The sequence below is a fragment of the Cupriavidus sp. USMAHM13 genome, from assembly GCF_001854285.1.
Taxonomy (GTDB): domain Bacteria; phylum Pseudomonadota; class Gammaproteobacteria; order Burkholderiales; family Burkholderiaceae; genus Cupriavidus; species Cupriavidus malaysiensis.
The window spans coordinates 3,973,011-3,986,792 of record NZ_CP017751.1; the positions used below are offsets into that span (position 1 = coordinate 3,973,011).

12 protein-coding genes are annotated in these 13,782 nt (G+C 68.3%); 3 read left to right on the forward strand and 9 right to left on the reverse strand.

All coding sequences use genetic code 11. The annotated features are described in order from the left end of the window. Window positions 1-10: 10 nt before the first annotated feature. The 8 genes from mraY to coq7 all read right to left on the reverse strand — a co-directional run bounded on the left by mraY (window position 11) and on the right by coq7 (window position 8,808). Window positions 11-1,180, reverse strand: coding sequence for a phospho-N-acetylmuramoyl-pentapeptide-transferase (gene mraY, locus BKK81_RS17590; protein WP_071015599.1), 1,170 nt, complete (start codon window positions 1,178-1,180; stop codon window positions 11-13). 45 nt (window positions 1,181-1,225) lie between these two features. Then, window positions 1,226-2,653 (reverse strand): UDP-N-acetylmuramoyl-tripeptide--D-alanyl-D-alanine ligase, encoded by a 1,428-nt coding sequence (locus BKK81_RS17595; RefSeq protein ID WP_231907939.1) that lies wholly within the window; start codon window positions 2,651-2,653, stop codon window positions 1,226-1,228. Then, complete coding sequence (locus BKK81_RS17600) at window positions 2,650-4,203, reverse strand: UDP-N-acetylmuramoyl-L-alanyl-D-glutamate--2,6-diaminopimelate ligase (RefSeq protein ID WP_071015601.1); 1,554 nt, start codon at window positions 4,201-4,203, stop codon at window positions 2,650-2,652. The genes BKK81_RS17595 and BKK81_RS17600 overlap by 4 nt, the downstream gene beginning before the upstream one ends. Then, complete coding sequence (locus BKK81_RS17605) at window positions 4,200-6,020, reverse strand: peptidoglycan D,D-transpeptidase FtsI family protein (protein WP_071015602.1); 1,821 nt, start codon at window positions 6,018-6,020, stop codon at window positions 4,200-4,202. Before BKK81_RS17605 ends, BKK81_RS17600 begins: the two co-directional genes overlap by 4 nt. Further along, a complete protein-coding gene (gene ftsL, locus BKK81_RS17610; RefSeq protein WP_071015604.1) occupies window positions 6,017-6,340 on the reverse strand; it encodes a cell division protein FtsL in 324 nt (107 codons plus the stop codon). Before ftsL ends, BKK81_RS17605 begins: the two co-directional genes overlap by 4 nt. Then, the gene (gene rsmH / locus BKK81_RS17615) at window positions 6,337-7,320 is read right to left on the reverse strand and encodes a 16S rRNA (cytosine(1402)-N(4))-methyltransferase RsmH (RefSeq protein WP_071015606.1); all 984 of its coding nucleotides are present in this window, start codon (window positions 7,318-7,320) and stop codon (window positions 6,337-6,339) included. Before rsmH ends, ftsL begins: the two co-directional genes overlap by 4 nt. A 7-nt stretch (window positions 7,321-7,327) precedes the next feature. Continuing rightward, window positions 7,328-7,756 carry a division/cell wall cluster transcriptional repressor MraZ gene (mraZ, locus tag BKK81_RS17620; RefSeq protein ID WP_071015608.1) on the reverse strand — a complete coding sequence of 143 codons (429 nt, stop codon included), beginning with the start codon at window positions 7,754-7,756 and terminating at the stop codon, window positions 7,328-7,330. A gap of 428 nt (window positions 7,757-8,184) precedes the next feature. Further along, window positions 8,185-8,808, reverse strand: coding sequence for a 2-polyprenyl-3-methyl-6-methoxy-1,4-benzoquinone monooxygenase (gene coq7, locus BKK81_RS17625; RefSeq protein ID WP_071015610.1), 624 nt, complete (start codon window positions 8,806-8,808; stop codon window positions 8,185-8,187). Between the two features lie 337 nt (window positions 8,809-9,145). Here coq7 and BKK81_RS17630 point away from each other — a divergent pair, with 337 nt between their 5' ends. From BKK81_RS17630 to BKK81_RS17640, 3 genes are all read left to right on the forward strand, one after another. Continuing rightward, window positions 9,146-10,270, forward strand: coding sequence for a porin (locus BKK81_RS17630; protein ID WP_071015611.1), 1,125 nt, complete (start codon window positions 9,146-9,148; stop codon window positions 10,268-10,270). 165 nt (window positions 10,271-10,435) lie between these two features. Then, complete coding sequence (locus BKK81_RS17635) at window positions 10,436-11,440, forward strand: Bug family tripartite tricarboxylate transporter substrate binding protein (protein WP_071015613.1); 1,005 nt, start codon at window positions 10,436-10,438, stop codon at window positions 11,438-11,440. 89 nt (window positions 11,441-11,529) lie between these two features. After that, window positions 11,530-12,033 (forward strand): MarR family winged helix-turn-helix transcriptional regulator, encoded by a 504-nt coding sequence (locus BKK81_RS17640; RefSeq protein WP_071016595.1) that lies wholly within the window; start codon window positions 11,530-11,532, stop codon window positions 12,031-12,033. 54 nt (window positions 12,034-12,087) lie between these two features. Here the strand turns inward: BKK81_RS17640 and BKK81_RS17645 are convergent, their stop codons facing one another. After that, complete coding sequence (locus BKK81_RS17645) at window positions 12,088-13,770, reverse strand: long-chain fatty acid--CoA ligase (RefSeq protein ID WP_071015615.1); 1,683 nt, start codon at window positions 13,768-13,770, stop codon at window positions 12,088-12,090. Window positions 13,771-13,782: the final 12 nt, after the last annotated feature.

Consider the following 13,782-nt stretch of genomic DNA (forward strand, 5'->3'; position numbering starts at 1 on the left):
GCTGCGCCGCTCAGCGCAGCTTCAGCGAGGACAGCCCGATCAGCACCAGCAGCATGGTGATGATCCAGAAGCGCACGACGACCTGCGTCTCCTTCCAGCCGCTCAGCTCGAAGTGGTGATGCAGCGGTGCCATGCGGAACAAGCGCCGTCCTTCGCCGTAGCGCCGCTTGGTGATCTTGAACCAGGTCACCTGCAGCATCACCGACAGCGTTTCCACCACGAAGATGCCGCCCATCACGAACAGCACGATTTCCTGGCGCACGATCACCGCCACCGTGCCGAGCGCGCCGCCCAGCGCCAGCGCGCCCACGTCGCCCATGAAGACCTGGGCCGGATGGGCGTTGAACCAGAGGAAGGCCAGCCCCGCGCCTGCCATCGCCGAACAGAAGATCAGCAGTTCGCCGGCGCCGGGGATGTGCGGGAACAACAGGTACTTGCTGTACACCGCGCTGCCCATCACGTAGGCGAACACACCCAGCGCGCCGCCGACCAGCACCACCGGCATGATGACCAGCCCGTCGAGGCCGTCGGTCAGGTTGACCGCGTTGCTCGAGCCGACGATCACCAGGTAGGTCAGCACGATGAAGCCGGCCACGCCCAGCGGGTAGCTCACCTCCTTGAAGAAGGGCACGATCAGGTTGGACTTGTACGGCATGTCCAGCGACATCCCACCCTCGACCCAGCCGAGGAACAGGTGCCAGACCTTCACGTTGCTGCTTTCCGAGACCGAGAAGGCCAGGTAGACCGCCGCCACCAGGCCGATCAGGGTCTGCCAGAAGAACTTCTCGCGGCTCGACATGCCACGCGGATCGCGATAGACCACCTTGCGGTAGTCATCGACCCAGCCGATCGCGCCATAGCCCAGCGTGACCAGCATCACTACCCAGATGAAGCGGTTGCCCCAGTCGCACCACAGCAGCGTGGAGATGGCGATCGACAGCAGCACCAGCACGCCGCCCATGGTGGGCGTGCCGGCCTTGACCAGGTGGGTCTGCGGGCCGATCGTGCGCACCGCCTGGCCGATCTTCAGGTCGGTCAGCTTGCGGATCACCCACGGGCCGAGCGCGAGCCCGATCACCAGCGCGGTGAGGTTGGCCATCACCGCGCGGAAGGTCAGATAGTTGAAGACCCGCAGGAAGCCGTAGTCGTCTTGCAGCCACTGGGCCAGAGCCAATAACATCGTGTTTCCGTATTCCTTTCGCCAGCCGCCGGTGGATCCGGCGTCTCACTGTGCGATGGGGGATCCGACCAGCGCATCCACCATCCGTTCCATGCGCATGAAGCGCGATCCTTTCACCAGCACCGCGGCTGCCCGCGTCACCACCCCTTCCTCATCCGCCGCCAGCGCCTGCAGCAGGTCTTCCGCGCGGGCGAAATGGCGTCCACCCGGCCCGAAGGCCTGCACCGCATGGGTCGCCAGTTCGCCCGTCGCCCACAGCGCGCCGATGCCGCGCTCACGCGCAAAGGCGCCGACCTCCGCGTGGAACGGCACGCCCTGGTCGCCGACCTCGCCCATGTCCCCCAGCACCAGCAGGCGCGGGGTGGCGAAGCCGGCCAGCACGTCGATCGCCGCCCGCACCGAGTCCGGATTGGCGTTGTAGCTGTCGTCGATCACCAGTTCGCCGCGCCGGCCATGCTTGACCTGCAGGCGTCCCTTGACCGCGCTGAAGCCGGCCAGGCCACGCTGGATCGCCGCCACTTCAACGCCGGCGGCCAGCGCGCACGCGATCGCGCCAAGCGCGTTGCGGGCGTTGTGCGCGCCGAGCAGCGGCAGGCGCACCTCGAATGCGCCGGCCGGCGAGCGTACCTGCAGGCATTGCACGCCGTCCTCGAGCCGGATCTCCGCGCCGACGTCGGCGCCGGTCGCCAGGCCGAAGCTCAGCACGCGGCGCGCGCCGGCAGCTTCGCGCCAGATCGGCGCATGCGCGCTGCCGCCTTCCGCGTCGTGCGGGATCACGGCGACACCGTCGGCCGGCAGCGCGGCGATGGCTGCGGCATGCTCGCGCGCCACCGCCTCGACGCTGACCATGAATTCCTGGTGCTCGCGCTGGGCGTTGGTGATCACCGCCACCGTGGCCTGGGCGATGCCGGCCAGGTAGACCGTCTCGCCCGGATGGTTCATGCCCAGTTCGAGCACGGCCAGCCGGTGCTGCGCACGCAGGCGCAGCACGGTCAGCGGCAGGCCGATATCGTTGTTCAGGTTGCCGCCGGTAGCCAGGCGCTGCTCGGCGCCGACCGCGGCGGCGAAGATCGCCGCGATCATCTCCTTGACCGTGGTCTTGCCGTTGCTGCCGGTCACCGCCACGGTCGGCAGGTGGAAGCGGCGGCGCCAGCCCGCGGCGAGCGCACCCAGCGCCAGCCGCGTGTCGGGCGCCACGATGGCCGGCACGTCCAGGCCGGGCTCGCGCGCGACCAGCACCGCGGCCACGCCGCGCGCCACCACCTCGGGCAGGAAATCGTGCGCATCGAAACGCTCGCCCTTGAGCGCGACGAAGAGGTCGCCGGGCGCCGCGGTGCGGCTGTCGGTATGGACGCGGGTGAAGGCGCGCGCGGCATCGCCGCGCACGCTGGCGCCGTCGATCCAGGCAGTGGCCTGGGCCAGCGAGCACATCGCTTCGCTGTGTTCGGTACGTTCGGTGTTCATGCTGCTCATGCCGAGACTCCGCGCGCGCCCAGGGTCAGGCGCACATGCTCGCGGTCGGAGAAAGGCCGCTTGCGGCCATTCACTTCCTGGGTGGCCTCATGGCCCTTGCCGGCCACCAGCACCACGTCGGCGGCGCCGGCATGGCGGATGGCGTGGAGGATGGCGGCGGCGCGGTCCTCGATCAGGCGCGCGCGCGCGCGCTCCCGCATGCCGTCGGCAATGGCCTCCAGGATGTCCTGCGGGTCTTCGCTGCGCGGGTTGTCGCTGGTGAGGACCACTTCGTCGGCCAGCCGTTCGGCCACGGCGCCCATCAGCGGACGCTTGATCGGATCGCGGTCGCCACCGCAACCGAACACGCACCAGAGCCGTCCACCGCGTGCCTGCGCCACCGGCCGCAGCGCGGCCAGCGTCTGCTCCAGCGCGTCCGGCGTATGTGCGTAGTCGACCACGGCGAGCGGCCCGTCGTGGCCGCCGAACAGCTCCATGCGCCCCTCGACCGGGGTCAGCCCGCGCAGCGCCGCCAGCGCGGCGTCCCAGGGCACGCCGTTGGCGAGCGCGGCACCCAGCACGGCCAGCAGGTTGCTGACATTGAAGGCGCCGATCATCGACGTCACCACCTCGGCGCTGCCGAAGCTGCCGTCGATGTGGAAACTGGTGCCGCCGGTGGTGGCCTGCACGGCGCTGGCGCGCAGCCATTGGCCGCGCGGGCCGGCAAGGCTGGCGCCGGCCGGGCCGTCGATGCCGTACTCGATCACCTGCGGGGCCGACAGCTTGGCGCCGCCGCCGGCCAGCAGGCGGCGCCCCATGGCGTCGTCGCGGTTGACCACTGCGGTGCGCAGGCCGGGCCACTGGAACAGCAGCGCCTTCGCCGCCTCGTACTCGGCCATGGTGCCGTGGTAGTCGAGATGGTCCTGGGTCAGGTTGGTCAACACCGCCACATCGAAGCAGGTCCCGGCCACGCGCCCCTGCTCGAGGCCGTGCGACGACACTTCCATGGCGACGGCGCGCGCACCGGCTGTGCGCAGCTCGGCCAGGCTGGCCTGCAGTTGCACCGCATCGGGCGTGGTGAAGCCGGTCATCTTCAGGGCACCGGGGAAACCGGTGCCGAGCGTGCCGATTGCCGCGCAGGGGGTGCCGGCCGCCTGCAGCAGCCGGGCCAGCCACTGGCTGCACGAGGTCTTGCCATTGGTGCCGGTGATGCCGGTCACCGCCAGCGGCTGCGCCAGGTTGCCGTACCAGCCGGCGGCAACCGGGCCGGCCAGGCGGTGCAGGCCGTCGACGCCGAGATGGGCGACCGCCTGACCGTGCTGCCAGGCGAAGCCGTCGGCCTCGTAGATCACCGCCGAGGCGCCGGCGGCAATGGCCTGGGCGATATGCGGCCGGCCGTCGGTGGACAGGCGCTGGTTGCCGAGCACGTAGGCGAAGAACACATCGCCCGGCGCCAGGCGGCGCGTGTCGCCGGTCAACCTGGCCGTGGCGGGCGCATGTGCGCGCAGCCAGGCCAGCGCGTTGTCGGCCTCGGCCGCCAGTTCGATGGGAAGCATGGCCTTGCCGCTCATTGGGATCCGCTCCAGGGTTCGCTTTCCTGCACCCCGTCGGTCACCACCAGCTGGCGGATCGGCGAGTCCGGCTGCACGTTCAGCGCGCGCAGCGCGCCGCTGGTCAGCGCGGCGAAGACCGGGCCGGCGACGGCGCCGCCGTAGTGGCTGCCGGCGGACGGCTCGTCCACGCTGACCGCAACGATCACGCGCGGGTTGGACATCGGCGCCAGGCCGGCGAAGGATGCGCGGTACTTGCTGCGGTCATAGCCGCGACCGACGTGCTTGTAGGCCGTGCCGGTCTTGCCGCCGACGCGGTAGCCCATCACCTGCGCCTGCGGCGCGGTGCCGCCCGGCGCCGTCACGGTTTCCAGCATGGCGCGCACCTGGCGCGCCACCTCCGGCGACAGCACGCGCTCGCCGCCCACCGGACCGCTGGTGCGGAAGATCGACAGCGGGATCAGCTCGCCGTCATGGGCAAAGATGGTGTAGGCATGGGCCATCTGCAACAGGGAGACCGACAGGCCGTAGCCGTAGGACATGGTCGCCTGCTCGATCGGGCGCCAGCTCTTCCACGGCCGCACGCGCCCGGCCACCGCGCCGGGGAAGCCGATCTTGGGCGCCTGGCCGAGGCCGACGCTGGTGAACATGTCCCACATCTCCTGCGGCTTGAGCTGCATCGCGATCTTCATCGTGCCGATGTTGCTCGACTTCTGGATCACGCCGGCCACGGTCAGGGCGCCGTAGTTATGGGTGTCGGAGATGGTCGCGCCTTCGTAGGTGAACTTGCCGCTGGTCTGGATCACGGTCGACGGCGTCACGCGGCCGAGCTGCAGGGCCAGGCCGACGGTGATCGGCTTCATCATCGAGCCCGGCTCGAAGGTGTCGGTCAACACGCGGTTGCGCAACTGTTCGCCCGACAGGCGGGTGCGGTCGTTCGGGTTATAGGTAGGCCAGTTGGCCAGCGCCAGGATCTCGCCGGTCTGCGCGTCGAGCACCACGGCGCTGGCGGCCTTGGCCTTGTTGCGCTCGACCACCGCCTTGACCTCGTTGAAGGCCAGGTACTGGATCTTGGCGTCGATGGAGAGCTGCAGGTCGGCGCCGTCGCGCGGCGTCTTCAGGACGCCGACGTCCTCGACCACCCGGCCGAGCCGGTCCTTGATCACCTGGCGCGCGCCGGGCTTGCCCGCCAGCACGGACTCCTGCGACAGCTCGACGCCCTCCTGCCCCTTGTCCTCGACATTGGTGAAGCCGACCACGTGGGCCATCGCCTCGCCCTCGGGATAGAAGCGCTTGTACTCGCGCATCTGGTGGATGCCGTCGATCTTCAGTTCGGCGATCTTGTCCGCCACGTCGGGCTCCACCTGGCGCTTCAGGTAGACGAAGCTCTTGTCCTCGGACAGCTTCTTGCTCAATTCCTTCTCGGACATGCCGAGCAGCTTGGCCAGGCGCTGGATCTTGTCCAGCTCGACCTGCTCCGGCACGTCCTCCGGCACCGCCCAGATGGCCCGCACCGGCAGGCTGGTGGCCAGCACCAGGCCGTTGCGGTCGAGGATCTTGCCGCGCGTGGCCGGCAGCTCGAGCGTGCGCTGGAAACGCTTCTTGCCTTGCGCCTCGTAGAACTGGTTGCCAGGCCCCTGGATCCACAGCGCGCGCGCGGCCAGCGCCACGAAGGCGGCAAACATCAGGAACACGACGAACTTGGAACGCCACATCGGCAGCCTCAGGCCGAGCACCGGACTGGCCGAGAACTGGCCGCTGCGCGGACGCGCGCGGCCGTTGGCACCGTCGGCGCGCGCACGCGCGCCGACGCCCTGGCCGGAACGGGCGATGGTCATGGCCGGCCCTCCGCGCTGCTGGCCGGCGCCGCCGCAACGCCGCTGGCGGGCGCCAGCACGATGCCGGACAGGTACTGGGTACGCCCGGGGGTGACCGGGGACATCTGCAGCTGGCTGCGCGCCGCATCGGCAATGCGCGCGCTCTTGCTGAGCGCGCTCTGCTGGTATTGCAGGCGCGACCAGTCGACGTCGAGCTGCTTCTCCTCGCTCTGCGCCCGCTCGAGTGCAACGAACAGCGTGCGAGCCTGGTGCTGCGCGCCGACCAGGGACAGCGCGCACAGCATCAGGGCCACGAGCAGGAAGAAGGCCAGGCGGTTCACGCGCGCACTCCCGCCGGCGGTAGTTTCTCCGCCACGCGCATCACCGCCGAGCGCGCGCGCGGGTTGTCCGCGACCTCGGCCTCGCTGGGCTTGTAGCGGCCGAGCAGCTTGAGCGTGGGCTGGGGCAGGTCGGCGGCGCGCAGCGGCGCGCGCCGCAGGGCCGGATCGGCGTCCTGCTGGGGGCGGGCGTGCGCCTGCATGAACCGCTTGACGATGCGATCCTCCAGCGAGTGAAAGCTGATCACCACCAGGCGCCCTCCGACCTCCAGCAACTCGTACGCCGCGCTCAGGCCTCTTTCGAGGTCCGCAAGCTCTTGATTGACGTGAATCCGTAGAGCTTGAAAGGTGCGGGTCGCAGGGTCCTGACCCTTCTCGCGAGTCTTGACGGCTTTCGCCACGAGCGCGGCAAGGTCGGATGTAGTGGCAATGGGTCCGCCATCGCCGGGTTCGCTCCGGCGAGCAACAATCGCCTTTGCAATCTGTACAGCAAACCGTTCTTCCCCATAGTCCCGTATCACCCTCGCGATGTCTTTCTCATCCGCCTGCGCCAGCCACTCGGCGGCGGTGATGCCGCGCGTGGTGTCCATGCGCATGTCCAGCGGCCCCTCGAAACGAAAGGAGAATCCCCGTGACGCCTCGTCGATCTGCGGCGAGCTGATGCCGAGGTCGAGCAGCACGCCCGCCACCGGTGCGCGGCCGGACAGGCACGCGCCCATCTCCGCGAAGCTCGCATGCTCAATGGAGAAGCGGGCATCCTGGATGGTGCCCGCTTCTGCGATTGCTGCCGGATCCTTGTCGAAGGCGACCAGGGCGCCGGCTGGTCCGAGCCGGGCCAGCACGGCCCGGCTATGCCCCCCGCGCCCGAAGGTACCGTCCACATAGACGCCATCCGAGCGCCAGAGCAAAGCCTCGACGGCTTCGTCCAGCATCACGGTGCGATGGCGCAGGGCGGTGGTTCCCGGCGTTGCGGTTGGGCTCATGACCTAATCAGAAAGAGAAATTCTTCAATGCTTCCGGCATGCCCTGCGCCATCGCCTGCTGTTCCTTGGCGGCGTATGTCGCGGCATCCCAGACTTCGAAGTGGCTGCCCATGCCGAGCAGCATCACTTCCTTGTCGAGCATGGCGGCACTGCGCAGTTCCGGTGCGATCAGCACGCGGCCTGCGCCGTCCATGTCCACGTCGGCGGCGTTGCCCAGAAAGATGCGCTTCCACCAGTGCGCATCCATCGGCAGCGCCGCAATCCGGCTACGGAAGGTTTCCCATTCGGGACGAGGAAAGAGCAGCAGGCAGCCATCCGGGTGCTTGGTCAGCGTCACCCGGCCCTCGGCCTGTTGTTGCAGCGCCTCGCGATGCCTCGCCGGAATCGACATCCGGCCCTTGGCATCCAGCGACAGCGCCGAAGCTCCCTGAAACAATTTCGCCCCCGAATGTTACCGGCGCCCTTTTCGCCGGCTACCGCCCAAGCTCTCCGGGTTCAGCTTGCAGGAAATGATCCCACAAACCCCTCGATCCCTCACACAAAAATACACTTCCTCACACTATTTCCCACTTTAGAGGAAGCGTTTTGGCGGGTCAAGGCTCGCCGTGCCGCAGCAAACACGGATTTTCTGAATCAGAACAATGACTTAGCGCGCACACTTCACGCACCTTGATGGTGAATTCCTAATGAAATGAAGGTCTTAGGGAGGAATGCGGAGAAACCACCTGAGAACTGCCGAGGGAGAAACTGCGGCTGGCCGGCGGAATCCGGGTCCGCGGGCCGATTGGAAGGATACAACGTTTTGCAATTCACCCCGGCGGGCGTCCTGGCCGGCACGCCCGCAGGGACACCGGCCGGGCGCCGTCAGAGACGGTAGGCGGCCGTGGTCATCACGCGCGAGGCCAGGCGCATGACGGCCCGCACGGGGTCGGGCAGCGGCATGCCGCCCGCCTCCCTGGCGGCGTCGCCATGGCGCACCTCGTCGTCGCGCATCTGTTCGAGGATGGCCCGCGAGCGCGAGTCGGCCGCGGGCAGGCGCTCGAGGTGGCCGCTCAGGTGCTGCTCGACCTGGCGCTCGGTCTCGGCGACGAAGCCGAGGCTGACCCGGTCGCCGGCACGGCCGGCCGCCCAGCCGATGGCGAAGGCGCCCGCATACCAGAGCGGATTCAGCAGGCTGGGCCGCGAACCGAGCTCGCGCAGGCGATCGGCGCACCAGGCGAGGTGGTCTTCCTCTTCGCGCGCCGCGGTATCCATCTGCGTGCGCACCGCCGGCGTGCGCGCGGTCAGCTTCTGCGCCTGGTAGAGGGCCTGGGCACAGACCTCGCCGACATGGTTGATGCGCATCAGGCCGGCCACATGGCGGCGCTCGTCCTCGGACAGGGCCGCGTCGTCCGGCGCCAGGGTATCGGCGGGGTTCGGGCGCGCGGCCCGCGTCACGCCGGCGATCGCTCGCAGCGCGACGTCGAATTCTCGAATCAGGGTGTCCATTGTCGTTGTGCTTGCCGCGGGACCGCCCCACCAGCGTGGGGGATCCAGGCCGTCGTGAGGGCCCGGTCATTCCTCGGGATTACCCGTATTGTAGCGCGTCGCCAGCGCGCGCCGCCTGGCGCGCAGCCCGCACCGGGCCGAGCCCTGTCCCGCCCGGTGCTCCAAAACCCTGAGTTGTGAAAAGCAGACAAGGGAGGGGAGCCTCTACTGGTGAATCAGGGGTTGTTTGTTACATTACTTGGCAACTTCTTACGAAGTTTGTCGTGCCGGCGAGTGGAGAGGAAACAGGAGGTCTCGCCGTATGACACCAATAATTCTTAAATGGAGATCATCGAGCATGAAGAAATCGCTTATCGCGGCAGCGGCGCTGTGCGCATGTGCCGGTGCGGCTCAAGCGCAATCCAGCGTGACCCTGTACGGCGTGGTGGATGCGCCGATCGAGTACGTCAGCAACATGCCGAAGGCCGGCGGCGGCTCGGCGAACCTGTTCCGCATGGCCAGCGGCGGCGGCCTGTCCGGTTCGCGTTGGGGCCTGCGCGGCACGGAAGACCTGGGCGGCGGCAACCAGGCACTGTTCGTGCTGGAAAGCGGTTTCGGCATTGACAACGGCACCAGCCAGCAGGGCAACCGCCTGTTTGGTCGCCAAGCTTTCGTCGGCCTGAACAACAACCAGTTCGGCAAGATCACCCTGGGCCGCCAGTACACCACGATCTTCGACGTGCTCGCCAACTTCTCGCCGACCGGCTACGCCACGATGTGGGAACCGGTGGTGCAGCAACTGGGCCTGAACTTCCGCTCGGACAACACCGCCAAGTACACCGGCACCTTCGGTCCGGTCACGGCCGAGGGCCACTGGTCGTTCGGCAATGGCGCGCTGGGCGCCGGCGAAGCGCCGGGCCAGTTCCGCCGTGACAGCGGCTACGGTCTCGGTGCCTCCTACATCGCCGGCCCGCTCGGCGTCGGCGTGGCCTACGACCAGTACAGCCCGTCGCTCAACGGCGCCGGCGGCGCCACCGGCACGATCCGCAAGGCAGCCGTGGCCGCCAGCTACTCCTTCGGCAGCGCCATCAAGGTCATGGCCGGCTACCGCTGGGGCCAGGCCCAGGCACCCGCTGGCCTGGCATCGGCCCTCTCGCAGTACCGCGACGACTACTACTGGGCTGGTATCAACTACCAGGCAACCGCCGCGCTGGGCCTGACGCTGGGCTACTCTTACGACAACTTCAAGAGCATGGCCACCAGTGCCACCACCTCGGTCAATCCGCCCAATCCCTGGCAAGTGCAGCTGGTTGCGGACTACAACCTGTCCAAGCGCACCGACGTCTACGTGATGGGCGCCTATGCCAAGAACGCCGGCCTGGGCCTGGACAACCTGTCGATCAACTTCGCCAACGGCTATACACCCGCCACGGGCAAGGACAGCATGGTCGGCGTCGCCGTCGGCCTGCGCCACAAGTTCTAACAAGAACCATCGCTTCATCCTGCAAGGCACCTTCGGGTGCCTTTTTTCATGGCGCGGCCGGCAAGGCCACCTAGGGCATCACCGCATCCGCGCCGTGCGCCGGGCTGCCTACAATGCTGTGCATCCACAACCCGGTCCGAAGAGACCGATTCCGGAGACAGACCTATGCGCAGCAGTCGCAGAACCATCCTGGCGGTGATGCTCGGCGCCGTCGCCAGCCTCGCCGGGGTGTCGGGCCCGGCGGCGGCGGCCGACGCCTATCCGAGCAAGCCGATCCGGCTGGTGGTGCCCTTCCCTGCGGGCGGGACCACCGACATCCTGGCGCGCGCGGTGGCGGCCGAGTTGTCCAAGCTGCCAGGCTGGAACGTCGTGGTCGACAACCGCCCCGGCGCGGGCGGCAATATCGGCGCCGACCTGGTGGCCAAGGCACCGCCCGACGGCTACACGCTGCTGATGGGCACCGTCGGCACGCACGGCATCAACCAGTCGCTCTACGGCAAGCTGCCCTTCGACCCGGTCAAGGATTTCGCGCCGATCACCGAGGTGGCCGCCGTACCCAATGTGCTGGTCGTGAACCCGGCTTTCGCGCAGCAGAACCAGATCAACACGGTCAACGACCTGATCGCCTACGCGCGCGCCCATCCCGGCAAGCTGAATATGGCCTCGAGCGGCAACGGTACCTCGATCCACCTGGCCGGCGAGTTGTTCAAGACGCAGACCCATACCTATATGGTGCACTTCCCCTACAAGGGCAGCGGACCGGCGCTGACCGACCTGGCCGGAGGCACCATGCAGCTGATGTTCGACAACCTGCCCTCCTCGATCGCCTTGATCAAGGCGGGCAAGCTCAAGGCGCTGGCGGTGACCAGCGCCAAGCCCTCGGCCGCGCTCCCGGGCGTGGGCACGATCGCGGAGCTGGCCAAGCTGCCGAACTACGAAGCCAGTTCCTGGTTCGGCCTGCTGGCACCGGCAGGCACGCCTCATGAGGTCGTGGTGCGCATCCAGCAGGAGGTGGCCAGGTCGCTGGCCACGCAGGCGATGCGCGACAAGCTGCAGGCCCAGGGCGCCGATCCGGTCGGCAACACGCCCGAGCAGTTCGCCGCCTTCATCCGCGCCGAGCTGGCCAAGTGGTCCAAGGTGGTGAAGGACTCCGGCGCGAAGGTGGATTGACGCGCCTGCGCCGTCGGCGCATATATACTTGAGGCATCAAATAAGCACGCGGCCGCCTGGCGGCCGGCGGTGCCCTCTTGCCGTACAAGATGCCCAATCCTCCCGATATCGAGACAAGCGCCGAACCGGCGCTGGACCTCGAAACCCGTGCCGACGACAGTGGCCATGAGGCGCTGCGCCTGTGGCTGCGCCTGCTGACCTGCACCAACCTGCTGGAAGGGGATATCCGCTCCCGCCTGCGCCAGGAGTTCGCCTGCACGCTGCCGCGCTTCGACCTGATGGCCCAGCTGGACCGCCACCCCGAAGGCTTGAAAATGGGAGAGCTGTCGCGCCGTCTGATGGTGACCGGCGGCAACGTGACCGGCATCACGGACCAGTTGCAGCAGGAGGGGCTGGTCTCGCGCGAAGCGCTGCCCAGCGACCGCCGTGCCTACCTGATCCGGCTGACCCCGGCCGGCCGCACGGCATTCTCGGGCATGGCGCGTGCCCACGAGCAGTGGGTCGAGGAATTGTTCGGCGGGCTGGGCGAATCCGACCGCCGCGCGCTGTTCAAGCTGCTCGGCCGCCTGAAGGCCAGCCTGGCCGCGCCCTGACCCGAGGCCGCGGCTGCAGGCAGCGCCGGCGCGATGCCGGCGCCGACGTACCGGTCAGGCCGCCTGGCGGTTGTCGCGCAACTCGCGGCGCAGGATCTTGCCCACATTGGTCTTGGGCAGCTCGCTGCGGAACTCGACATACTTCGGCCGCTTGTAGCCGGTCAGGCGTTCCTTGCAGAAGGCGATCACGTCCGCTTCGGTCAGCGCCGGATCCTTCTTCACCACGAACAGCTTGACCACCTCGCCGGAGTGCTGGTCCGGCACGCCGACCGCCGCCACTTCCAGCACCCCCGGGCATTCCGCCACCACGCCCTCGACCTCGTTCGGATAGACGTTGAAGCCCGACACCAGGATCATGTCCTTCTTGCGGTCGACGATCTTGGTGTAGCCGCGCTCGTCCATCACGCCGATGTCGCCGGTCTTGAAGAAGCCATCCGGCGTCATGACCTTGGCGGTCTCGTCCGGACGGTTCCAGTAGCCGGCCATCACCTGCGGCCCGCGGATGCAGATCTCGCCGGGCTGGCCCAACGGCAGGTCGCGGCCGTCGTCGTCGCGGATGGCGATATCGGTGGAAGGCAGCGGCAGGCCGATGGTGCCGGAGAAGGCATCGGTGTCGGTCGGGTTGCAGGTGGCCGAGGGCGACGTCTCCGACAGGCCGTAGCCCTCGATGATCGGGCAGCCGGTCTTGGCCAGCCATTGCTTGGCGACCGCCTCCTGCACCGCCATGCCGCCGCCGTTGGCGACGCGCAGGTTGGAGAAGTCGACCTTGCCGATGTCCGGGCTGTTGAGCAGCGCGTTGTACAGCGTGTTGACCGCCGGGAACATGTGGAAGCGGTACTTCTGCAGTTCCTTGACGAAGCCCGGGATGTCGCGCGGATTCGGGATCAGCACGCTCATGCCGCCGCTGCGCATGCCCAGCAGGCAGCAGACCGTCAGCGCGAAGATGTGGTAGAGCGGCAGCGCGGTGATGGTGATCACCTGGTCGATCTGGCCGCCCTTGTTCAGCGCCGGCTGCATCCAGGCCTCCGACTGCAGCACGTTGGAAACGATGTTCCGGTGCAGCAGCGTCGCTCCCTTCGACACGCCGGTGGTCCCCCCCGTGTATTGCAGGAAGGCGACATCGTCCGGGCCGGTCGAGACCGGCTTGCGCTGCATGCGGCTGCCTTCGCGCAGCACGTCGTTGAAGCGGACGCAGTTGGGCAGCTCCCAGGCCGGCACCATCTTCTTGACGTTGCGCACGACGAAATTGACGATGGCGCCCTTGAGGCCGCCGAGCAGGTCGCCCATGCTGGCCACGACGACATGCTTGACCGGCGTGCTGGCCAGCACCTGCTGCAGCGTGGTGGCGAAATTCTCCAGGATGACGATGGCCTCGGCGCCGCTGTCCTTGAGCTGGTGCTCCAGCTCGCGCGGGGTGTACAGCGGATTGACGTTGACCACGACGAAACCTGCGCGCAGCACCGCGGCGAGCACCACGGGGTACTGCAGCACGTTCGGCATCATGATGGCGACGCGCGCGCCGGCGCGCAGGCCGCGCGCCTGCAGCCAGGCGGCGAACTGCGCCGACATCCGGTCCAGTTCGCCATAGGTGATGGCCTTGTCCATGCAGACGAAAGCCTTGCGGTCCGCATAGGCGCGGAAAGACTCTTCCAGCAGCTCGCCGAGCGAGCGGAACTGGCTGGCATCGATCTCGGCGGGCACGCCCGCCGGGTACTGCTTCAGCCAAAACCTTTCCATAGCCACCGTCTC